Genomic DNA, 22,418 nt, shown 5'->3' with positions numbered 1-22,418 from the left:
TGATACGGCGTCCGCTTCGATCAAGCGGGCGCCGTATCAGCAAATGCGCAGTGCTCGCGCGAGGTCCAAATCCGCCCTCCCGAAGGCATCGAACGGATTTGGGAGAGCACTCGAAAGCTGGCCTAAGGCCATCGCGTGGCGCCTCGGCATGAGGAACGGCAAGCCTCACAAAATCATCCCGGCGAACGGGGTTCGAGGCTGCCGCCGATGCACGGGCGATTCGGCTATCCACGCCCCGTAATCGCGCGATGATGCGTGACACCCGTTTCCATGCATGCAGGGCTGAATATGCCGGCCGACATTGCTGCGCTGCACATCGGGTTTGTCGAGTAAAACACCTCTCGACGCATCGATTTGGAAAAAATGTGTCGGTTCATCGCAAGTCCGGCGCCGATACTCCATCAAAATTGTCGCAGGTCGTAGCCTGAGCGGGTGCTCGGCACGGCCCCGAAGAATGAAAATAATCGATCGCGCATTTTGGGGAGATGATCGCCAGCCGTCCTCCGGCTGAAACCGATCCCGTTCGACCGCTGCGGCGCGTGGTGAGCGGGCGGCGCATACGCGCAGCAAATCTTCTGTCCCCATCTCGTCCTGCTCGGCCGGCCCTTTGGAGATCCGTTCACGATGCTGTCGATGCATGTTGATGCCGAGACGGACTGGAAGGCCTCGGACTGTACCGTCACCGAGCCTTCGACGATCCGGCGTGCGATCTCCGCGGCTTCGATCGGGAACGTCGCCGAATGGTATGATTTCGGCGTCTATGCGTTCTTCGAGCCGACGATTCAGAAGGTGTTCTTCTCGAATCTCTCCCACACGATGGGGGAGATCGCGACCTTCGGGCTGTTTGCCGTCGCCTTCCTGATCCGGCCGCTCGGCGGCATGTTCTTCGGCCCTCTGGCCGACCGGATCGGCCGCAACAAGGTTCTCGCGGCCACGATGATCCTGATGGCCGTCGGCACCTTCGCGATCGGCTGTATTCCCAGTCAGGACAGCATCGGCATTGCCGCACCCCTTCTCCTGCTGGTCGCCCGCCTGGTCCAGGGCTTCTCCACCGGTGGTGAGTATGGCAGCGCCATGACCTTCATCGCCGAGTACGCCCCCGACCGGCGGCGCGGCTATCTCGGCAGTTGGCTGGAGTTCGGCACCTTCACCGGATACCTGCTCGGCGCGATCGTCGTGACCGTGGCGGGTCTCGCCCTGACCGAGCAGCAATTGCTCGACTGGGGCTGGCGTCTACCCTTCTTCCTGGCCCTGCCGCTCGGCCTCGTCGGCGTCTACCTGCGTTCGCAACTCGCCGAGACGCCCGCTTTCGCCGCGCTCGAGCAGGAGACGGAGGATCGCGAGAAGCGCCTGCGCGCGGGACAGACCGCGAAGGATATCCTGGCCCTCTGGCCCTACGTCCTCGTCTGCATGGGGTTGGCGCTCGCCTGGAACGTGCCGAACTACATGCTGACCTCCTACATGCCGACCTACGTCACGCAGACCCTGCCGATGATGCAGCATGCGGGCGGCATCTCGCCCACCGAGTCTCAGGTTCTGCAGATCGCGGTGATGGTGCTCGCGCTCCTGTCGATCCCGTTCATCGGCCGCCTGTCCGACCGGTTCGGACGGAAACCCTTCGCTCTGGCCGGGGCGGTCGGCCTCGTCGTCCTGGCCCTGCCGATGATCCTGCTGATCCGCTCTCAGAGCGAGGCCGCGGTCTTCCTCGGCCTGCTGATCATGGGGATGCTGCTGATCTGCTTCAGCGCCACGATGCCCTCGACCCTGCCGGCCCTCTTCCCCACGAACCTGCGGGCGAGCGGGCTCTCGATCTCCTTCAACGTGTCCGTCTCGCTCTTCGCCGGAACGACGTCGGTCGTCGTCGGATCGCTCGTCGCCTATACTGGCGACCTCAACTGGCCCGCCTATTATCTGATGATCGCGGGCGTGATCGGCGTGGTCTCGATCCTGCTCATCCGCGAACCCAACGGCACCAGCATGTGGGGCTCGCCACCGGCGGCCGCCAGCGAGCAGGAGGCGCACGACCTCGTCCAGAGCCTCAACGCCGCTTCGACGGGTGGTCCGGGGCCGGTCGCCGCCGCGCATCGCCAGATACTGTGAGCGCAGGGCAGGGAGCCGCCGTCTTCGGACCGGTTCCTTCCAAAGCGTGGTGAACGGGGAAGACGCCCGCGAATCCGCGCGCCGGGGAGGAGCGCACCGGACGAGCGGCTGGGAAATTCCGCTCTGCCAACGCTTTGAGCAGGGCCGCCGATTTCCAAACCGGGTTGCGTGTCCTAGCTTGCCGGGACTCATCCCGGCAGGATCAAGGCATGCGCATCCGGATCGTCCACGATACGGTCTATACCTACCAGCAGCCCGCGCGGGGCCTGATTCAGATCCTGCGGCTCACGCCCCGCGACCATGACGGTCAGCACGTGCGCGAGTGGCGGATCGAGCCCTCCGTCAACGGACGGCTCACCGCCCGCGAGGACGGGTTCGGTAATCTCGTCCACTGGTTCACCGCCGACGATCCCACCGACACGCTCACCGTGCGGGTGACCGGCGAGATCGAGACCTTCGAGACGAGCGGTGTCGTGCGCGGCGCGGTGGAGCGCCTGCCTGACCTGTTCTACCTGCGCGACACCCCGCTCACCGAGGCAAGCCCGGAACTCAAGGCCTTCGCGGAGAAGGTTGCGGGCAGGGGGGAGCGTGATGCGCTGCCGTTGCTGCACCGCTTGCTCGCCGCCGTTCACGACACCGTGACCTTCGAGCCGGGCCCGACCAGCGCCAGCACCACCGCCGCCCAATCCTTCGAGGGGGGGAAGGGCGTGTGCCAGGATCTCACCCACATCTTCCTCGCCGCCGCCCGGCACCTGGAGATCCCGTCGCGCTACGTCTCCGGCTATTTCCGCCGCGACGACGGCGCCGACGACCAAGAGGCGGGGCATGCCTGGGCGGAATCATTGGTGCCGGGTCTCGGCTGGATCGGGTTCGACCCGGCCAACGGCATCTCGGCGACCGAGGCGCATGTGCGCGTCGCCGTCGGCCTCGACTATCTCGGCGCCGCGCCGATCCGCGGCAGCCGCGTCGGCGGAGGCACCGAAACCCTCGACGTGGCCTTGCGAGTCGAGCAGGTGCAATCCCAATCGCAGTCTCAAGGCCGTGGTCAGCAGAGCCAGAGTCAAAGCCAGAGCTTGGGCCAAGGCTGAGCCGGGCCGGGCCTTGGAGCCCGGCTTTTAACAAAAGGTGTCTTGCCGGGTCGGCTCGGAGCATGCGATGCGGGCCGCCCGAACCTGCCCGGCGCACGGGCCCCTGCCTGAGGCGGCGACCGCCATGACCTACTGCGTCGGAGTGCTCGTCGAGGACGGGCTGGTGATGATCGCCGACACCCGCACCAATGCGGGGCTCGACAACATCTCGACCTTCCGCAAGCTGCACATGTTCAACACGCCCAATGAGCGCGTGATGATGCTGGCCTCCGCCGGCAACCTCTCCATGACGCAGTCGGTGCTCAGCATGCTTCGCGAGGGCGTGGACGACATCGAGGGCGAGACGCCGCCGAAGCTCGAAGACGCGGCCACGATGTTCAAGGCGGCTCAGCTCGTCGGCCGGGCGATTCGCCGGGTGCGCGAGATCGAGTCGGCCGGGTTCGAGGCGGCCAACCTGCGCATGGAGGTCTCGTTCCTGTTCGGCGGCCAGATCGGCACCGAGCCGATGCGGCTGTTCATGATCTACTCGGCCGGCAACTTCATCGAGTGCAGCCGCGAGGCGCCCTTCCTTCAGATCGGCGAGCACAAATACGGCAAGCCGATCCTCGACCGGGCCGTCACCTTCGAGACCGACCTCTACGACGCGCTGAAGGTGGGCCTCGTCTCGATGGATTCCACCATGCGCTCGAATCTCGGCGTCGGACTGCCGATCGACATCGCCGTGCAGCGCCGCGGCGCCCTCGACCTCGAAGTGAGCCATCGCATCGAGGCCGGCGAGAGCTACTTCCACGATCTGCGCGAGCGCTGGTCGGCGGCGCTCCGCGCGGCTCACCGCGCAATTCCGCGCCCACCCTACGGGCCGCAGCGGTAGCCGCTGCCATCACTCGCGAGCGAAGCAGTCCAGGGGGCGTCCTGTCCGGAAGGGGCGCGCATCGGATCGCTCCCGCCCCGTCTCGCGATGACGGCGGCGGCATCACGCCGATCGACTCAGCACCTCTTCGACGAACGCCGGCACCGTCTCGCTCGCGCGCCCGAGCCGGGTCGCCTCGAACAGACCGGCATTGTCGGCGGCCTCGAGCGTGAGGGCGAGCGTCGGGATGCCGAAAGCGCGGGCCTGCGCGACGTAGCCCGCCGCCGGGTAGACCGCGCCGGAGGTGCCGATCGCCACGAACAGGTCGGCCTCGGCGAGCGCCTCGTCGATCGCTTCGAGGTGGTGGGGCATCTCGCCGAACCACACCACGTCGGGCCGCATGTCGCCGCTATGGCCGCAATGCGGGCAGGGGGTCTCGACGGTGAGATCCTCGTGCCAGACGGTGTCCGTTGCGCAGGAGGTGCAGCGGGCCTTCAGCAGCTCACCGTGCATGTGCACCACGTGGCGCGAGCCGGCCCGCTCGTGCAGATCGTCGATGTTCTGCGTGCACAGGAACAGCCGGCCGCCGCGCTCCGCCAAGCCCGCTTCCAGCCGGGCCAGCGCCATGTGGGCAGGGTTCGAGGCGGCAGCGCGGGCGTCGCGGCGGCGATGGTTGTAGAAGTCGTGGACCAGCACCGGATCGGCGGCGAAGCCTTCCGGCGTCGCGAGGCGCATCGGATCGAACCGGGCCCACGCGCCGTCCGTGTCGCGGAACGTGCCGAGTCCGCTTTCGGCGGAGATCCCGGCACCCGTCAGAACGAAGATGTTGGACATCGCGCGGCTCAAGCGTCCGGCAGGCGGGTGGCGAGCACCTTGTCGATGCGCCGCCCGTCCATGTCGACGACCTCGATCCGCCAGCCCTGGGTCTCGATCGCATCGCCCTCCGTCGGGATGCGTCCGAGCTGGACGATGAAGAAGCCCGCGAGCGTGGAAAAGTCGTCCGAGCGCGGGCGCTCCGGAAAGCCGAGGCGATCGAACGCATCGGTCGCCGATATCATGCCGTCGATGAGCAGCGAGCCGTCCTCGCGCTCGACCACCATCCGCTCCTCGCCGGGCTCGGGGATCTCGCCGGCCATCGCCTCCAGCAGGTCGGTCTGGGTGACGATGCCCTCCAGGCTTCCGTACTCGTCGACGACGATCGCCATGCGCACCGGCTTGGTCTGGAACATCTCCAGCACCTTGAGGATCGCCAACCCCTCGTGGACGACGATGGGTTCGCGGGTCGCCCCCTTCACGTCGAGCGGCTTGCCGTCGAGGAACTGGTCGAGCAGATCCTGCTTGCGCAGCACGCCGACGACGTCGTCGATCTGCGCCCGGCTCACGACGAGCTGCTCGTGGCGGCAGGTGCGCACCGCCTCGATGATCTCCTCCTGCGAATCGTCGAGATCGACCCAATCCACCTCGTTGCGCGGCGTCATGATCTCGCGGATGCGCCGCTCGCCGATGGCGAGGATGCGCGCCACCGCATCCTCCTGCGCCTCGTGCAGCAGGCCCGCCTCGTGGCTCGCGGTGACGAGCAGGCTGAGTTCCTTCGGCGAGGGGAGGTTTCCTTCACCCTCGCCCGGCCTGAGGCCGAGGAGCCGCAGCACCCCGTTGCCGAGGCTGTTGAGGAGGTGGATCGCCGGGCCGAACACCAACAGGAACAGGGTCAGCGGCCGCACGATCACGAGCGCCGTGCGCTCGCTGCGCTGGAGCGCGAGGCTTTTCGGCGCCAGCTCGCCCAGCACGATGTGCAAGGTGGTGATGACGGCAAAGGCCAAAGCCACGGCCAGCGTGTGCGCGGTGGGGCCGGCGGCGGTCTCCGGCAGCCAGTAGAGCAGCGGTTCGATCAGGTGGGCCAGGGCCGGCTCGCCGACCCAGCCGAGTGCCAGCGAGGAGAGGGTGATGCCGAGCTGCGTCGCGGCGAGATGCGCATCGAGCCGGTCGGTGGCGCGCTGAAGCGCCCTGGCATTGAGCCGACCCTCGTTAACCAGTTCGGCGACCCGGCTGCGCCGCACCGCGACGAGGGAGAATTCCGCCGCGACGAAGAAGCCGTTGGCGAAGACGAGCGCGACGACCGCAATGAGGCCGAGCGCCGAAGACCAGAGACCGTCCGAAATCGTGCCCTCCCGGGGCCAAGCCGCACTGCTGACCGCCCCTGAGGCGGCACCGATGCTTGAGTGTCTCTCACAAAACTCCCGCTGCGCCGTCGCGCCCGGAAAGCAACCGTACGGTGATCGGGAGTGTTGTGAGGCACTCTTAGAGCCGAACCCCGCCATGGGGGAAGAGGTTCGGGCGCATTCTCGCGTGGGCGACCGCGCCTGCGTCATCCGATCGGCGCGCATCGTCATTTTCGTTGAAGCCGGCCGCCACCATCCGGGACGATGCTGTATGGGGAGGGTGTCGCCCCGGCCGCGCCACACTTCGTTTCCATGCATTTCGAAGGGCCGATCCCGGTGCGGGGCCCGGTATTGGCGTTGTCGAGGAATGTGGCCGTGATCAAGCTGCCGAAGCTGTTTCGGCCCAAGCGCCGCGATGCCGCGATGGCCGCCCCCTTCTTCGATCCCGCCTTCTACCGCTCGGCCTATCCCGACGTGGCCGCGGGCGGCGGCGACCCGCTCCGGCACTACCTCGACCATGGCTGGCTGGAGGGCCGCGACCCGTCCGCGGTGTTCTCGACGCTGTTCTACGCCGACCGCCACCTCGCCGACCGGGCGCCGATCAACCCGCTTGTTCACTACGCGGGGCTCTCACCGGCGGAGCGCCTGCGGGTCGCGACGCAGCCGGGTCCGGATTTCTCCGCGCTCCAGGCCGGCGTGGTCGAGCCCTATTTCGATGCGCCGTACTATGCCCGCCTCGCCGGTCTCGAAGGAGGCGAGGATCCGCTCGCCCACTACCTGAGCAAGGGCTGGCGACGCGGACTCGACCCGAACGACGCCTTCTCGGGTGATGCCTACCTGCAGCGCCACGCGCATATGCGGCGCCTCGGCGTCAGCCCGCTCTATCATTTTGCCGCGACGCGGCGGCTTCAGGCCTCGGAGGCCGCCGCCCCGCCCGCGCGGCGCACCAAGCCGCAGGCAGCCGTACTTCCCGTCGATCCGGCCGAGGCCACCGACGCGCAGATCTACGAAACGGTGGCAGCGGCCTTTGACCGGGAGCACTACCTCGACACCAATCCCGACATCCGCCGCTCCGGCGTCGATCCGGTCCGCCATTTCCTCGATTTCGGTGCCCGCGAGGACCGCGACCCGAGCCCCGACTTCTCGGTGCGGTTCTACCGCAAGCATTACCGGCGGGAGATCGGGGCGGGGGTGAACCCGTTCTTCCACTACCTCGCGGTGGGCCGGGGGCGCGGCTTCCGGCCGACGCCGTTCGGCCTCGGCACATGGCCGGCGCAGGTCGCGCCGAGCCCGGCCGAGTGGGAGCAGGCACAGCCCGCCGCCGACCTCGCTTCGGCGCGGGCCGTGCTGATCATGCCCGTCTACAAGGGCTACGACGACACCCTGCGGGCGATCCACGCGGTGCTGAGCGCGCCGCAGGCCACGCCCTTCGCCCTCCTCGTCATCGACGATTGCAGCCCCGATCCGCGCCTGAGCGCGGCGCTCGCCGACCTCGGCGGCCGGGGCCTGTTCGCCCACCTCGTCAACGAGGCGAATCTCGGCTTCGTGCGAACCTGCAACCGCGGCCTGGAACGGGCCGCGGGCAAGGACGTCGTGCTCCTCAATGCCGACGTCGTCGTCTACGGCGACTGGCTCGACCGCCTGCTCTGGCACCTCGACGCCGATCTCCGCGTCGCGACGGTCACGCCGTTTTCCAACAACGCCACGATCTGCAGCTACCCGCGGCCGAACGTCGACAACCAAGCCCGGCTCGAAATCACGCCCGCCGAGATCGACGCCTTCACCCGCGCCTGCAACGCCCGCACGAGTTCGCCGGTGCCGACCGGCGTCGGCTTCTGCATGGCGATGCGCCGGGAGGCGATCACGGCGGTGGGCCTTCTCGATGCCGAGACCTTCGGGCGCGGCTACGGCGAGGAGAACGACTTCTGCATGCGCGCCCTCAAGGCGGGCTTCACCAACGTGCTGGCCCACGACATCTTCGTGTTCCACTCCGGCAGCGTCTCCTTCGGCGCGCTGCTCGCGACCAAGGGCGCGGACATCTTCCGCGCGATCCTGACCAAGCACCCCGACTACCAGCGCCGGGTCCACAACCACATTGAGGTGGATCCCGCTCGCTTTGCCCGGCGCCGCCTCGACCTCTACCGCTTCGCCCGGCGCGCCGCCGCGAGTGCCGGGCGCGGTATCGCCCTGATCGTGACCCACGATTTCGGTGGTGGCGTCGAGACCCATATCGAGGCGCTGAGCCTCCGGCTCGCCGAGGCCGGCCTCGCCGTCGTCTACCTGCGCACCGACGAGCCCGGCGGGTTCAGGCTCGGCCTGCCCGGAGCGGGCGGAATCGATTTTCCCGTCTCGATCCTCGATCCGCTTTCCCTCGACCGGGATGCGGATCTCCTCGCCGAACTCATCGGCTGGCTTGGCCCGGCGATGGTGCATGTCCACTCGCTGGCGGGACTCGATGCGCCCTCGACCCGCGCGGCGATGCGGCTGATCGAGGCGGCGGGCAGCGGCTACGACGTGACGCTGCACGACTACGCCTCGGTCTGCCACCGCAACAACCTCGTGCGGCCCGACGGCGTCTATTGCGGGCTGGCGGAGCCCGCCACCTGCCGCGACTGCATCCGCCTCGACCGCGACGCCGACGGGATCGTCCTGCCCGATCCCGCCGAGCGGCGGCGGGACTGGGCCGGGTTCCTCGACCGCGCCCGGGCGGTGTTCGCCCCCTCGGCCGATCTCGCGGATCGCATCGGCCACGCGCTGCACCTCGACCGCATCGCTTTGCGCCCGCACGAGGAGACGCTGGCCGGCGTGGAACCTAAGGCGCGCCAGCGCCGGGAGGGGCCGTTGCGGGTCGCGGTCATCGGATCGATCGGCGCGCACAAGGGCTACGACGTGGTCCACAATCTCGCCCTCGACGCCCGGCTGCGGCAATTGCCGATCGTGTTCACGATCGTCGGGCACTCTGCCGAGCCGCGCGCCATGGAGGCGGCGGGTGTGCGCGAGACTGGCCTCTACGGCAGCGACGCGGCGGCGCTCGCCGAGATCGCCCGGCTCGATCCGGATCTCGTCCTGCTCCCCTCGATCTGGCCGGAGACCTACTGCTACACGCTCTCGCTCGCGCTGGCGGCGGGGGTGCCGCCGGTGACCTTCGACCTCGGCGCCCAGGCCGAGCGCCTGCGCGAGAGCGGGGCGGGCCATCGCCTCGATCCGGCCTTGGCCGACGACCCGCAGCGGCTAAACGCGGCCCTGCTCGCGCTTCCCATCGACGCGCTCTGGGCCGCCCGCGCGCCGTTCCGGCCGACTGTCTATCCACGGATTCTGGAAGATTACTACGGGCTCGACCCTGCCGCCCTCTCGACCGTTTCGCCCGAGGCGGGGAGGGAAGGGGCGGCTCCGATCGGTCACCGCGACGGGCGATGCCCCGCATGAACCCCCACATGTCATAGACGAGGCTGCGACTCAGCGGCTACAACGGTCAAGCTAGGCGAGTCTCGCGCGGTCTCGCCTCGGCGTTCGTTGCAAGCCAAGGGGAAGCCCATGACCACGCAGAACCTCAATGTGACCGCCCGCGAACGCGACACGCTTCTGGCGGCGTTGCGCTACTATCAATTCTACCGGATGCAGGGACATCCGTTCGATCCTCGCAAGGACGACTTGATCGACACCATCGCCGCCGGCAGCGGCGAGGCCCTCGACGTGACCGAGATCGACGATCTCTGCGCGGGCTTGAACGGCAACCGCCACGCCCTGGCCGGCGTGGCCGCCTGAAGCGCCTCCGCAACGCCCGCCGAGGCCCGATAGAGTCACTCAGGTCAACAGGGCGTTGAGTAGAACGGCCGCTCCGAGGCCGAGCAGGAACGCCGCCGCGAGCAGCGATGTGTCCGCGGTGGTCACCGGGAGGCTGCACCCGCCGAGATGCCGACCAGAAGCGGCCGGCGGGTCACTACGAACTGGCCCGGAACCGGCGCCCCGTCGTCGATCCGGGCACTCACCGGAACCGCGCCACCCGCCTGTGGCAGGCGCTGGGTGAAGGCCTTCGCCGAGCCGGCCGGGCTCGGCACCGCTTCGACGAGGGACGGCGCGAGAAGCGCATAGGCGGCCATCACCGTTCCGGCCGCCGCGATCTTGATCAGGTCCCGCATGATGTCCGCCCCTCCAGACCGGAGCCTTCGGCTCTCGCGTGGGGCGGTTCTACCGCCCCCTGGTTGCCGGCGGATTGCCTCGTACGGTTACCGGATTGCGTCGCGCAGGATCGACGAAACATCGGAAAACGAACGGGCGGCCCGCCAGCCCGAGCGCCACCTTAGGGCCGCCACGCCCCTGCGGATGAGCGCCAGCGCACCCGGCATCGCGCCGGCCGAGGTTCCGGGAGGGGCCCGTCAGGAGGAGGCCGGGGTCTACCCGCCGAACACCGAAGTCAGAACCTCGCCGCCCCGGTTGATCGCGACCTCCCACAGGCCGAGATTGCGCTGCGTCACCCGCTCCAGATCCTTGGTCGAGGTGATCGGCATGCCGTTGATCGCCACGATCACGTCACCCTTGCGGAACCCCGCCCGGCCGGCGAGCGAGCCGTCCTCGACGGTGGTCACCGCCACGCCCTCGTCCGGCAGGTCCGCCTGAAGCTCCTCGCCCACCGCCGGCGAGGTGTTGACGAAGGTTGCGCCTGCGAACGGCGTGCGGGAGCGGACCTTGAGGCTGTCGCGGGGCCGCGTCTCCGGCGCCGGTCCGAGCTTGACGGAAATCGTCTGCCGTTTGGTGCCGCGCAGAATGCCGAAATCGGCCGTGCCGGAAATGCCCTTGAGGGCGTAGCGGTAGCCGAAGGCTTCCGGATCTTCGACGGTCTGTCCGTCGATCGTGAGGATCACGTCGCCGCGCTTGAGGCCGGCTTCCTCGGCCGGACTCTTGGCCTGCATGCTCGCCACCAGCACACCGGTCGGCCGGTCGAGCCCGACGCTCTCGGCGATATCCGGGGTCACGCCCTGCACCCGTGCTCCGAGCCAGGGCCGGCGCACGAGGCTGCCGCCGCTCTTGGCGGTCTCGACCACGGCGCGGACCATGCTCGCGGGGATGGCAAAGCCGATACCGTGGCTGCCGCCGGACTGCGAATAGATCGCTGTGTTGATGCCGACGAGATGCCCCTTCAGGTCCACCAGCGCGCCGCCCGAATTGCCCGGATTGATTGCCGCGTCGGTCTGGATGAAGAACTGGTAGTCCGACGATCCGACCTGGGTGCGGGCGAGCGCCGAGACGATGCCCTGCGTCACGGTTTGTCCCACGCCGAAGGGGTTGCCGATCGCCATCACGAAGTCGCCGACCTCCAAGTGGTCGGAATCACCGATCGGCATCGAGGCGATGTCGGCCGGACCCTTGATCCTGAGCACGGCGAGGTCGGTGCGGGGGTCGCGCAGCACGATCTGCGCCTCGAACTCGCGCTTGTCGGCGAGCGCCACCTTCACCTCGTTCATGTTCTCGATGACGTGGTTGTTGGTGATGACGAGGCCCGAGCCGTCGACGATCACGCCCGAGCCCAGGGAGCGCTGTGCCCGCTCGCCGGGCATGCCGCTGGGGCCGCGGCCCGGGCGGTCCTCGCCGAAGAAGCGGCGCATGAACTCCTCCATGGCGTTGGACCGGGCGGAGCGCTTCTCGACATGGGAGGCATAGACGTTGACCACGGAGGGCGCGGCCCGCTTCACCACGGGTGCGAAGGAGAGCTGGATCTCGCCCTTCGACAGAGGCACCGCCTTGTCCGGGGAGGCCTTCTCCGCGGCGGGCTTTCCGGGGGTGTTCGCCATCTGCGCGCTCGCGGGCGCGGCGGCGAGAAGCACGGATACGAGGCAGGCCGGCAGGAGCGGCGAGGAGGGCATGCGAGGTCTCCGGAGGTCGCTGGAGCGGTGGCGGGCTATGTAGCCCCTGCGACCGCAGCGCGCGAGGGGCTGGTGCAGCGTCCGCGTCATGCATCGTCGGCCGGCATGCGATGCCGACCGCGAGCGTCTTGCTGTCAGGCCCGCCCCAAGCGTCGGCGCCCGCCCCAGGCAAGTCTTGTCCTTGGTCGGCTTCGGCTCTGCTCGGGTTTCGCTGTGGGGTGAGTTTCACCTCCGGACGACCGTGTGGACCGACGAAAAAGGGCAGCCGCCCGATGGCGACTGCCCCGACCTCGTGTCCCGGCCGGTGCTGGCTTTCAGTGCCGGCGGGCGTTGTCGTTCAGGCGGTTGGCGCTGCGGACGATGTCGCTGAAGCAGCTCAGCGAGGCGTCGGCGGCACGCTGCATCTCCGTCACCTGGAGGCGGATCGCCTCCGCCGGGGACTTGGCCCGGGCCAGGGCCTGGAAATGGGCGATGACCGCCTCGCCCTCTCCACGCGCGAAGGCGAACAGCTTCGCGTTGATCTCGGTGAGCGGCGCGAGCGTCGGCGCGAAAGCGAAGTTCGCGCCGATGCGTACGCTTTGCGGCTTCGACCGGGCATCCTCGGACGTCCTGGCTTCGGGATTGGCCTCGGCTAGCGTCGGAAGCAGCGTGGTCCAGGCGTGCGTCTCGGTCACCGCCTCGACGGTTTCGGCCACTTCGGACGCGACGACTTCCGGTTCGGCCGTCACGGCAGGCACTTGATCCGACGCGGCGGTAACCGTCTCCTCGCGTGCCTCGACCGCCTGCGCGACCGGCTGGTCATCCGCGGCGGACTGCGCCTCGACCGGGGCGGACTCGCCGGGCGGTTCGACGGCCTCGGCTGCACCGCTCTCTGCGGAATGCTCGGTGGTGGCCTCCACGGCTTGAGCCTCAACGGGCTGAGCCTCGGCGGTCTCGGTCTCGTCCGTCTTAGGCTCCAGGCTCGCGTCGGCCGGCGTCTCGGCCAACAGGGCGTCGGCGACCTCGGACGGCGTTGCGGTGACGGTCGGCGGCTGGGTAGTGGCGGGCGCTCCGGGTGGGCGTCCCCTGCGGCGGCTCGACGACATGGGCCTTCTCCTCGTTCGAAACCCTCTGCCTCAGCGTGGGTCCGAGCCGAGCCCGGAGCGCTGCGACGGAGCATAGCGTCGGAGCACGGGCGTGCCGAGCCCGCTCGTCGCGGATTCGGCCTCCCATGCTCCCCAGGCGGGCCGGGGCCCGCAGCCGGACCGGATTAGCGGCCAGCGGCGCTCTGAGCGAGGGCACCGTATTCCTTGGCCTGGGCCTGGAACGCGGCGAACTGGGTCTTCAGGAACTCGGACTGGATCTCGAAGGCCTCGCGCGGGTCCTTCGCGCGCACGACGCGCTGCACGTAGTCGAAGGTGCTGTCGGCGTTGGTCTTGGCGTGGTCGAGGCTCTTGAGCACCGCCGCGTTCAGCGTCGACTGGACGGTCGAGGCCGAGTTCCGGAGCTGCTCGGAGGTCTTCACCGCACCGTTCAGCAACGTACCGAAGGCGTTGCGAGCTTGATCGACGCTCTTGTCGGCGAAGTCGCGGAACTCTGCGGGGATCTCGAAGCTCTGGGTGCTCATCTGTCTCTCCTGTCAGACGGACCGGGAGAATTCGGTATCGGGGAGCGTGTAGAGCATCCCCGCAGCTAACCGGCCCGCACCTCATATGTTGCGGTGCAACATGAAAGTCAAGGACAGTTTCGAGCACTTGGACAGCACTGTCCAGCAGGGCGCCACATTGAACTAAGCTTCTGTTAAGAGCTGTGATTCCGCTACACCGCCGCTCGGCAGGCAGACGTACCATTATGCACTATAATGGTGGAAAGTGCCCTTTGCCAAGGGTGTTGCCTATGGAATGGACACCGATAGCTCCGCCGCAGCCTCACTCATATCGCACTGCCGCATCCTGAATTCGTCCCCGATCCGCCGATACAGTGCCAGCAGGGAAAGAGCGTGGGCGGCGAGCGTCAGCGGCGCTTGCCAGTACCGGTCATAGGCCGCCCGGCCGAGACGGGCGGTCAGCGCGTCGCCCTTGAGCGCCTCGAAGGCGCCGGCCAGCGCCGCCACCTCCGGCTCGACGACGAACCCGGTCTCACCGTCCGCAACCTTCTCCGCGGCGCCGGAGCGAAGCGACGCCACGACGGGGATGCCTTGAGCCAGTGCCTCGTAAACGGTGAGCGGCCCGGTCTCGACCCAGCGCGAGGGCGCGCAGAGTGCACGCGCTCGGCGGCGCAGGATCGCCTCGACGGCCTCCGGGCTTCTCCAGCCAAGCACCTCGGCGCCCTCCGCCCGCAGACGCGCTTCGAGCGGACCGGCCCCGATGAAGAGCGCGGGCAGTCCGGCCCGTCGCGCGGCCTCGGCGACGAGATCCGCGCCCTTCTCCGGAGTCAGGCGCCCGACATAGACGATCGCATCGCCCGAAGCCGGCATGGCCGGCGCGCGCTTCTCCACCCGCACCGGGTTGTCGATGCGGTGATGGCGCAGGCGCAGGCTCCCGGACCGACCCGCCACCCGCGCACGGCTGCCGTCGCAGACATGGACGACGTCGAGATCGGCTCCTCGCGCCGCGACCCGCAGCGCGGCAGCGCGGCCGACCCGCACCAGCTTGTGCAGCCGGCTCTTCGGATCGCAGGCGGCTGCCAGGCAGGCGCCGGACAGCGGGACGAGTGCGCAGGGCTCGGCCCGATCGAAACGGTAATCGACACCGTTCGGACAGGTGAGGGCATAGTCGTGCAGCGTCAGCACCAGGGGAACGCCGCGGCCGAGCAGCACCGGCAGCACGGCGGGCGAGAGCGCGCGGGTCCACTGATGCAGGTGAAGACAGTCGGGCGCCACCGGCAGGCTGTCGAGCGCGCTCGCGAGCCGCGCGGCGGCCTCGCCGTTCCAGATCCCCGACGTTGCGCCACGCCATGCCGGCAGCGACCACACGTCCGGCAGGCCGAGGTCGATGCGGTGCAGGCGCGGATGGTCGAGCAGCGGATCGACGGGGCCGGTGATGGCCTGAATGTAGGTCACCGCCGCGCCAGCCTCGGTCAGGGCGCGGGCGGATTCCACCGCGACCTTCTCGGCGCCCCCGCTGGCGGCGGCGAATTCAGCGAGAATCACGACATGCATGGAGGCATCCCGGCCAGAGGCGGGTGCGTCATCCCGACAGGTGACCCAATTCTCGGACAAGAACGACGCTCCGGAGAAGACGTCGCGACGGCGCGGCGAACGTCCGCTCTCAAGGTTTACGGGAGATCAACTGCCGGCTGGTAAACGTTGGCGAACTGTTCGCAGAGCGTCGAAGGTAAGCCGGTTACCGGCTTCCGGGACGATCTGCGGGAAAGAACCGGGAATCGCCGTGCACGTCGTCCTCGTTCTCGACCATGCCCACATCAATGGCGGCCAAGCCAAGGTCGCACTCGACTCCGCCGTGGGCCTGCGCCGGCGCGGCCACCGGGTCACGGTGTTCGCTGCGGTCGGCCCGGTCGATCCCCGGCTCGCCGAGAGCGGAGCGCGGGTGGTCTGCCTTGGGCAGGACGACATCGCCTCCACCACGAACAAGCTCGCCTTTGCCGCCCAGGCGATCTGGAACGCCCGCGCCACTGCCCGCCTCGCCGCGGAACTGAGGCTGTGCGATCCCCGGGACACGCTGGTGCATGTCCACGCCTTCGCCAAGGCGCTCTCGCCCTCGATCGGCACGGCGATCCGGCGGTCGGGGCTGCCGTGTCTCTACACGATGCACGAGTTCTTCCTCGTCTGCCCAAATGGCGGCTTCTACGAATATCCGGCCGACCGGATCTGCCACCGCACCCCGATGTCGGCGGCCTGCCTCACCACGAATTGCGACGCACGCTCCTACCCGCGCAAGCTCCTTCGGGTGGTGCGCCATCTCGGCCTGGAGCACGTCGCCGGCCTGCCCAACCTGTTCCGCCACGTGGTCACCATCAGCGCGCTCCAAGAGCGGGTGATCGCGTCGCTTCTGCCCCCGCGCACGGTGTTCCACCGGATCGACAACCCGATCTCGGTCGAGCGGCAACCGCCCGGGCACGAGGGACGCGGTGATGTCCTGTTCGTCGGTCGCATCTCGACGGAGAAGGGCGCGCCGGTCTTCGCCGAGGCCGCGCGGCGGGCCGGCATCCGCCCGGTCTTCGTCGGCGACGGGCCGAACGCGGCGGAGCTGAAGGCGCGCTATCCCGAGGCGGTGATGCTGGGCTGGAAGACCGGGCCCGAGGTGCAGGCCCTGATGCGGCGGGCCCGGGCGCTCGTCTTCCCGAGCATCTGGTACGAGGGCCAGCCGCTCACCGTCTACGAGGCGCTCGCCTGCGGCTGCCCGGTCATCGTCTCCGATGCCTGCGCCGGGCGCGAGGCGGTGGAGGACGGCGAGAACGGGTTCTGGTTCCGCTCCGGCGATGCCGGCGCGCTCGCCGCCCACCTGACCCGGCTGTCGGACGACGCGCTGGCCGCCCGCATGGCCGAGCGCGCCTACGAGCGCTACTGGTCGGCGCCGCTCAGCGTCGACGCGCATCTCGACCGGCTGGAGCAGGTCTACGGCTTGGTGATGCGCGAGGTCCGCCCCGCTCTGCACCCGACGGAACGGCCGGGCCTGCGCGGTGCGGCCCCTGCGGGACCGTGACGGTTCGCAGAACGGCACGAAACAGGAAGGCCGCGCTCGCGTTGGTCCGCATCGGAGCCGCATTGCGGCGCATGACGACAGACCCCGAGGTACCCCGTGTCCGACAAGACCCAACCGACCGACGAGACCAAGCCCAAGGGCTTCCAGCAGGACGGCCAGGGCGACAAGTCCATCCCCGAGAACTCGAAGGAGGAGAAGGACGAGCGCCTCGACGAGGCGCTGGAGGAGACCTTTCCGTCGAGCGATCCGGTGTCCGTGAAGATCACGAAGTAAGGGGCCGGGCGGGCGATCCGCCCGCCCTTCCGCCTCAGGCGGCGAGGTCCGGCTCCCGTCGGATCAGTCCGACGGCCTGCGCGGCAGGGCTCGGCCGACCGAATAGGTAGCCCTGTACCTCCCCGCAGCCATCGGCCCGCAGATGGGCGAACTGGGCTTCGGTCTCGACGCCCTCGGCCACGGTGACGATGCCGAGGCTCGCGCCGAGGCCGATCACCGCCCGCACGATCGCGGTCGAGTGCGGATTTTCGCCGAGCCGGCTCACGAAGGAGCGGTCGATCTTGATCTTGTCGAAGGGAAATTTCTGCAGGTAGCTCAGCGAGCAGTAGCCCGTTCCGAAATCGTCCATGGCGATCCGTACGCCGAGATCCCGCAGGGCATGCAGCGTCGCCACGTTGGCTTCGCTCGCGGCCAGCAGCACCGACTCCGTGACCTCCAGTTCGAGGCGGTGCGGTGCGAGCCCGGAGAGGGCGAGCGCCTCACGCACCGTCGCGACGAGGCCCGGATCGCGGAATTGCACCGGCGAGAGGTTCACCGCGACCCGAACCGGATCGGCCCAAAGGCTCGCCTCGGCGCAGGCTTGCCGCAGGACCCAGGCGCCGATCGGGACGATCAGGCCGATGTCCTCTGCGAGCGGCACGAATTCGGATGGCGGGATCGCGCCCTCGACGGGGTGGTGCCAGCGCAGCAGCGCCTCGAACCCGACGATCTCCCGCGAGCGGACGCCGACGACCGGCTGATAGGCGAGCGTGAGATCGCCCCGGGCGAAGGCCTCATGCAGGTCGGCCTCCCGTCGGCGCCGGGACCGGTCCCAACTGTCCATCGCCGCCTCGAAACAATGGGCAACGCTGCCGCCATCCGCCTTTGCCCGGTAGAGGGCGAGGTCGGCGTGGCGCAGCAGGGTATCGGAATCCGTCCCGTGCTCGGGTAGGCACGCAATGCCGACGCTCACGCCGACCTGGCACTCCCGGTCGCCGAGCCTGACCGGGCGTGACAACGCCTCGATAATCCGGCCGGCGACGGCGGACACGGTCGCGGCGTCGGGGTTGCGCAACAGCACCGCGAACTCGTCGCCGCCGAGGCGTGCGACCAGATCCTCCCCGCGCAGGCAGGCCGTGATCCGGTCCGCCACCGTCCGGAGCAGAGCGTCGCCCGCCGGGTGGCCGAGGCTGTCGTTGACGAGCTTGAACTTGTCGAGGTCGAGGCAGAGCAGGGCGGCGCCCGCGCCGGTGCGGGCCTGCTCGGCGATCGCCTCCGCGAGGCGGGTCGTGAACAGCGCCCGGTTCGGCAGGCCCGTCAGCGCATCGTGGTGGGCCATGTGGGTGATGCGCGCCTCGGCGCGGCGCTGCTCGGTGACGTCGATGGCCGCGCCGAGCACGGCCGGGCGGCCCTCGAAGGCGAGGCTGCGCTCGAACAGCGTCACCTCGATCAGCGAGCCATCGGCCCGGCGATGACGGTGCAGGCGGCCGTCGCGGGCGAAACCGCACGATCCGGCTTCCGACAGGTCCGGCAGGCTCCGGGCCAGGAAGGCCTCGCGGCTGTAGCCGTAATGGGCGATGGCCGCCTCGTTCACGGCGACGAAGCGGGACGAGTCCCCATCGACCAGCCACATCGGCAGCGGATTACTCTCGAACAGGAAGCGGAACGAGGCCTCGCGCGCCTTGATGTCCCCGACATCGGTCATGGCGACGGCGACGAGATCGCCGATGGCCTGCGCCTCCACCTTCAGGTGCAGCGTCGTCCCCTCGGTGCGCGGCACGGCGAGCTCGAATGTCGCCCGGTCGGCGCATCCCAGAACACCCGACAGCCGTTGCGTCACACCGAGCCGGACCGGGACGAGATCGCCCAGGCGCTGCCATTGCAGGCCTGCGACCGGCCGCCCGAGTATCTCCGCGGCGCCCTGATTGAGGGCGACGATCTTGAAGTCCGCGACCGCACCATCCGCATCGCGGACCGCGCCGAGCGCCATCAGGCCCTGGCCGGTCGCGCCGAACATCGCCTTCATCAGTTCGGTGCGCACGCCCTCGCTGTCGACGTGGACGAGGAGGAGGGGTGTTCCGCTGCCGTTGGCGAGCGGGACGCCGACGAGATTCCAGGTGGTGACGACGCTGTCGGTGATGCGGTCGCAGCGGGCCCCGGCCGGCTCGCCGGTGCGCAGGGCGGCGACCCCGATCTCCTCGATCGGACGGCGAATCTCGTCGGGCATCTGCACGAGCCTCCGGTCGCGGATCTCGTCCTCGAACCAGTCGCGAAATCCCGGGCCACCCCAGAGGATGCGCTCGGCCCGGCCTTCGCGGGTAGCGACCAGGGCGCAGCGGTCGGCCAGGCGGCCGAGCCGGCCCAGGACGACGGCTTCGTAACCCGGCATCGCCCCGGGCCGGGGCCGGCAACTGCGCCAGTGCTGGACCAGCGCGGCGGCGTGCGCGTCTGATGTCGGGATGGGCAAGCGAAGGCCGTGCTCCGAGAGGATCGAAGCACGGCTAGGCCCTCATTCGTTGAGGGGAAGTATATGAGCCGGCTATTCAGGCCGGATCGAGGGCATGATCCGTCCTCGGCCAGTACAAGACCGGCCAGGGACCGGTTTTGTCTTGACTACTGTTCCAGCAGGCGCCGGGCGATGACCTGGGCCTGGATCTCGGCGGCACCCTCGAAGATCGAGAGGATGCGCGCGTCGCAGAGCACGCGGCTGATCTTGTATTCCAGCGCGAAGCCGTTGCCGCCGTGGATCTGCAGGGCGTTGTCCGCCGCGGCCCAGGCGACGCGGGCGCCGAGCAGCTTGGCCATGCCGGCTTCGAGGTCGCAGCGCTTACCCTCGTCCTTCTCGCGGGCGGAGAAGTAGGTGAGCTGGCGGGCGATGTTGATCTCGACGGCCATCATCGCGAGCTTGTCGGCCACCCGCGGGAACTCGACCAGCGCCTTGCCGAACTGCACCCGCTCCTCGGCGTAGCGCAGGCCGATGTCGAGGGCCGATTGCGCCACGCCGATGGCGCGGGCCGCGGTCTGGATGCGGGCCGATTCGAAGGTCTGCATCAGCTGAGCGAAGCCCTTGCCCTCGATCTCGCCGAGCAGGTTGCCGGCGGGCACCGCAAAGTCTTCGAAGGAGAGTTCGTACTCCTTCATGCCGCGGTAGCCGAGCACCTCGATCTCCCCGCCCGACAGGCCCTGGACCGGGAAGGGCTCCTCGTCCGTGCCGCGGGGCTTCTCGGCGATGAGCATCGAGAGGCCGCGGTGGCCCTTCTCCTCGGGCTTCGTGCGCACGAGCACGGTCATGATGTCGGCGCGCACGGGGTGGGTGATCCAGGTCTTGTTGCCCGAGATCTTCCACTGGTCGCCGTCCTTGACGGCCTTGGTGCGGAGCGAGGCGAGGTCGGAGCCGGTGTTCGGCTCGGTGAAGACGGCGGTGGGCAGGATGTCGCCCGAGGCGATGCCCGGCAGGAAGCGCTGCTTCTGCTCCTCGGTGCCGCCGCACAGGATCAGCTCGGCGGCGATCTCCGAGCGGGTGCCCAGCGAGCCGACGCCGATATAGGCGCGGGACAATTCCTCCGAGACCACGCACATCGCGGCCTTGGGCATGCCCATGCCGCCGTATTCCTCGGGGATGGTGAGGCCGAACACACCGAGTTCGGCCATCTTCTCGATGATCGACATCGGGATGTAGGCGTTCTCGAGGTGCCACTCGTGGGCCTGCTCCACCACCTCGGCCTTGCCGAAGCGGCGCATCTCGGAGCGGATCGCCTCCATGTCCTCGTCGAGGCCCGAGGCACCGATGGTGGCTGCACCCGCGCTGGTGGCCTCGCGGATTCTGGCGACCAGCGCGGCGCGGTTGGCGGGCGTGTTGCCCTCCGCCACCATGGCGTCGATGGCCGGCGTGCGCAGGCCCGCGAGTTCGGCGGCGGTGAAGCCGAGCGCGGTCGGGCGGACCATTTCGCCCTGGCTCATGGGGATGCCGCCGAACATCTGGTCGAGATATTCGCCGACGCCGATCTTCACGAGCAGCGCCTCGGTCTCGCCGAAGCTGCCCTCGCCCTGGAGGCGTTCGGCGTAGTCGGCGAGTTCGCGCACCGCCTCGCCGTAGGTGGCGAGCCAGGACAGGCCGTGGGCGGCGTGCTGCTCGCGCTCCAGCGCGCCCGCATCGAGCTTGCCCTCGGGGCCCGTCACCCGCGCCTTCACGCGGGCGGTCGCCTCGGCGACGAGAGCCCTGGCGCCCACGGCGGCGTCCTTGGCCAGGGCGACGAAATCGGTCGGGTCGTTGGCGGGCTGGACGGCGGGGGAAGCTGCCATGGGGGCCTCTCTATCGATGAAGGCGCTCCGAGCCGAAGCGGATACGGGTTCGGCGTGACCGAGCGCGGTTCTCGGGAAAACGGTCAGATGCTTCCTTTATAGGTCGGATCGCCGGCACAATAGTGGTTTCTCATCGCCGCATCCCCCGTCTTTAGGCTGAATTCATCATACGGTTCACCGTGTTGCGCGCGTCTGAGGTCAGCTGGCCAAGCCGACGCCGGCGGCGGCCACCACCATGCCGGCGATCTGCACCGGGGTCAGCGCCTCGCCGAACATCACGTAGGCGATGGCCGCCGAAACCGGCGGTACGAGGAAGAGCAGCGAGGCGACGCCGGCCACCGCGCCGCGCCGGATCAGCGCCAGCAGCAGGAGGATGCCGCCGACCGAGTTGACGAGGACCGACCACGCCATGCCGAGGCCGAGCGGCAGGCTGAGGGTGAGATGCGTCTCGCCGGCGATCAGTGCGAGCGGGACCGCGAAGGCGGTGCCGCCGATGAATTGCAGGCAGGCGTTGGTGACGAGGTCGGCGCCGGCACCCTTGCGCTTCTGCCACAGCGTGCCGGCGGTCATGGCCAGCATCGCCGCAAGGCACACCGCGAGCGCGTCCGGCGGGATGCCGGCGGCGTCGACCGCTCCGAGCTTCGGCGCGAGCACCAACCCTGCGCCGAGGAAGCCGAGCCCGATGCCGGCCCAGCGCCGCGGCGCGACCCGCTCACCGAGCAGAGGCTGCGAGGCGGCTGCGGTGAGGAGCGGCTGGAGGCTCCCGACCAGCGCCGCGATACCGGCGGGCAGGCCGCGATGCACCGACCAGAACACCCCGGCGACGTAGATGCCCTGCATCAGCACGCCCGCGACCATCCCGTCGCGCCAGCCGGCGGCGCTTCGCGGCCAGCGGGCGCGCAGGACGAAGGCGATCCCGGCCAGGACGAGCGCGACCAGGGCCAACCGCAGGGCGACGAAGGCCAGCGGCTCGGCATAGGGCGCCACGTAGCGCGCGGCGACGAAGCCGCTCGCCCAGATCAACACGAAGGCGGCCGGGATCAGGCTGGAGGATACGCTCGACATGGCGCCGGGCAGGCACCACGCAACCGACCTCAAGGCAACCGGGAAAACCTGAGGGCGGCCATGCTCCCCCCGCACCGGAGCGAACCCGAGATTGACGC

General features: G+C 69.3%; 17 protein-coding genes. 7 read left to right on the top strand and 10 right to left on the bottom strand.

The features are described 5' to 3' along the window. Positions 1–624 precede the first annotated feature (624 nt). The 3 genes from J2W78_RS17960 (at position 625) to J2W78_RS17950 (ending at position 4,059) form a co-directional block, all read left to right on the top strand. Complete coding sequence (locus tag J2W78_RS17960; protein ID WP_253372716.1) at positions 625–2,100, top strand: MFS transporter; 1,476 nt, start codon at positions 625–627, stop codon at positions 2,098–2,100. A gap of 209 nt (positions 2,101–2,309) precedes the next feature. Beyond that, entirely contained in the window at positions 2,310–3,188 is an 879-nt protein-coding gene (locus J2W78_RS17955; RefSeq protein WP_253372714.1) for a transglutaminase family protein, read from the top strand. Between the two features lie 124 nt (positions 3,189–3,312). Then, a complete protein-coding gene (locus tag J2W78_RS17950) occupies positions 3,313–4,059 on the top strand; it encodes a peptidase (RefSeq protein WP_253374081.1) in 747 nt (248 codons plus the stop codon). Between the two features lie 102 nt (positions 4,060–4,161). Here the strand turns inward: J2W78_RS17950 and J2W78_RS17945 are convergent, their stop codons facing one another. Together J2W78_RS17945 and J2W78_RS17940 are read right to left on the bottom strand one after the other, a co-directional pair. Next, a complete protein-coding gene (locus J2W78_RS17945; protein ID WP_253372712.1) occupies positions 4,162–4,872 on the bottom strand; it encodes an SIR2 family NAD-dependent protein deacylase in 711 nt (236 codons plus the stop codon). An 8-nt stretch (positions 4,873–4,880) separates the two neighbouring features. Further along, positions 4,881–6,356, bottom strand: a complete 1,476-nt coding sequence (locus J2W78_RS17940; protein WP_253455018.1) for a hemolysin family protein — start codon at positions 6,354–6,356, stop codon at positions 4,881–4,883. Positions 6,357–6,572: 216 nt separating this feature from the next. Between J2W78_RS17940 and J2W78_RS17935 the strand changes: the two genes are divergently transcribed. Both J2W78_RS17935 and J2W78_RS17930 read left to right on the top strand, forming a co-directional pair. Further along, a complete protein-coding gene (locus J2W78_RS17935) occupies positions 6,573–9,623 on the top strand; it encodes a glycosyltransferase (RefSeq protein WP_253372710.1) in 3,051 nt (1,016 codons plus the stop codon). Positions 9,624–9,731: 108 nt separating this feature from the next. After that, the gene (locus J2W78_RS17930; RefSeq protein WP_253372708.1) at positions 9,732–9,962 is read left to right on the top strand and encodes a hypothetical protein; all 231 of its coding nucleotides are present in this window, start codon (positions 9,732–9,734) and stop codon (positions 9,960–9,962) included. Between the two features lie 122 nt (positions 9,963–10,084). Here the strand turns inward: J2W78_RS17930 and J2W78_RS17925 are convergent, their stop codons facing one another. The 5 genes from J2W78_RS17925 to J2W78_RS17905 all read right to left on the bottom strand — a co-directional run bounded on the left by J2W78_RS17925 (position 10,085) and on the right by J2W78_RS17905 (position 15,197). Next, positions 10,085–10,336 carry a hypothetical protein gene (locus J2W78_RS17925; RefSeq protein ID WP_253372706.1) on the bottom strand — a complete coding sequence of 84 codons (252 nt, stop codon included), beginning with the start codon at positions 10,334–10,336 and terminating at the stop codon, positions 10,085–10,087. A 255-nt stretch (positions 10,337–10,591) separates the two neighbouring features. Continuing rightward, entirely contained in the window at positions 10,592–12,058 is a 1,467-nt protein-coding gene (locus tag J2W78_RS17920; RefSeq protein WP_253372704.1) for a DegQ family serine endoprotease, read from the bottom strand. Between the two features lie 314 nt (positions 12,059–12,372). Continuing rightward, the gene (locus J2W78_RS17915; RefSeq protein WP_253372702.1) at positions 12,373–13,143 is read right to left on the bottom strand and encodes a phasin family protein; all 771 of its coding nucleotides are present in this window, start codon (positions 13,141–13,143) and stop codon (positions 12,373–12,375) included. A 164-nt stretch (positions 13,144–13,307) separates the two neighbouring features. After that, positions 13,308–13,664, bottom strand: coding sequence for a phasin (locus J2W78_RS17910; RefSeq protein WP_253372700.1), 357 nt, complete (start codon positions 13,662–13,664; stop codon positions 13,308–13,310). A 267-nt stretch (positions 13,665–13,931) separates the two neighbouring features. Beyond that, a complete protein-coding gene (locus J2W78_RS17905) occupies positions 13,932–15,197 on the bottom strand; it encodes a glycosyltransferase (protein WP_253372698.1) in 1,266 nt (421 codons plus the stop codon). Between the two features lie 229 nt (positions 15,198–15,426). Here J2W78_RS17905 and J2W78_RS17900 point away from each other — a divergent pair, with 229 nt between their 5' ends. Together J2W78_RS17900 and J2W78_RS17895 are read left to right on the top strand one after the other, a co-directional pair. Further along, a complete protein-coding gene (locus J2W78_RS17900; RefSeq protein ID WP_253372696.1) occupies positions 15,427–16,701 on the top strand; it encodes a glycosyltransferase family 4 protein in 1,275 nt (424 codons plus the stop codon). A gap of 96 nt (positions 16,702–16,797) precedes the next feature. After that, the gene (locus J2W78_RS17895) at positions 16,798–16,974 is read left to right on the top strand and encodes a hypothetical protein (RefSeq protein ID WP_253372694.1); all 177 of its coding nucleotides are present in this window, start codon (positions 16,798–16,800) and stop codon (positions 16,972–16,974) included. Between the two features lie 34 nt (positions 16,975–17,008). Here the strand turns inward: J2W78_RS17895 and J2W78_RS17890 are convergent, their stop codons facing one another. The 3 genes from J2W78_RS17890 to J2W78_RS17880 form a co-directional block, all read right to left on the bottom strand. Next, entirely contained in the window at positions 17,009–19,420 is a 2,412-nt protein-coding gene (locus tag J2W78_RS17890; RefSeq protein WP_253372692.1) for a putative bifunctional diguanylate cyclase/phosphodiesterase, read from the bottom strand. 146 nt (positions 19,421–19,566) lie between these two features. Next, positions 19,567–21,255, bottom strand: a complete 1,689-nt coding sequence (locus J2W78_RS17885) for an acyl-CoA dehydrogenase family protein (RefSeq protein WP_253372690.1) — start codon at positions 21,253–21,255, stop codon at positions 19,567–19,569. A 198-nt stretch (positions 21,256–21,453) separates the two neighbouring features. After that, positions 21,454–22,320, bottom strand: a complete 867-nt coding sequence (locus J2W78_RS17880) for a DMT family transporter (protein ID WP_253372688.1) — start codon at positions 22,318–22,320, stop codon at positions 21,454–21,456. Positions 22,321–22,418 lie beyond the last annotated feature (98 nt).

The organism is Methylorubrum extorquens (genome assembly GCF_024169925.1).
Classification (GTDB): Bacteria; Pseudomonadota; Alphaproteobacteria; order Rhizobiales; family Beijerinckiaceae; genus Methylobacterium; species Methylobacterium extorquens_A.
This window is presented reverse-complemented; position numbering and strand designations above follow the sequence as displayed.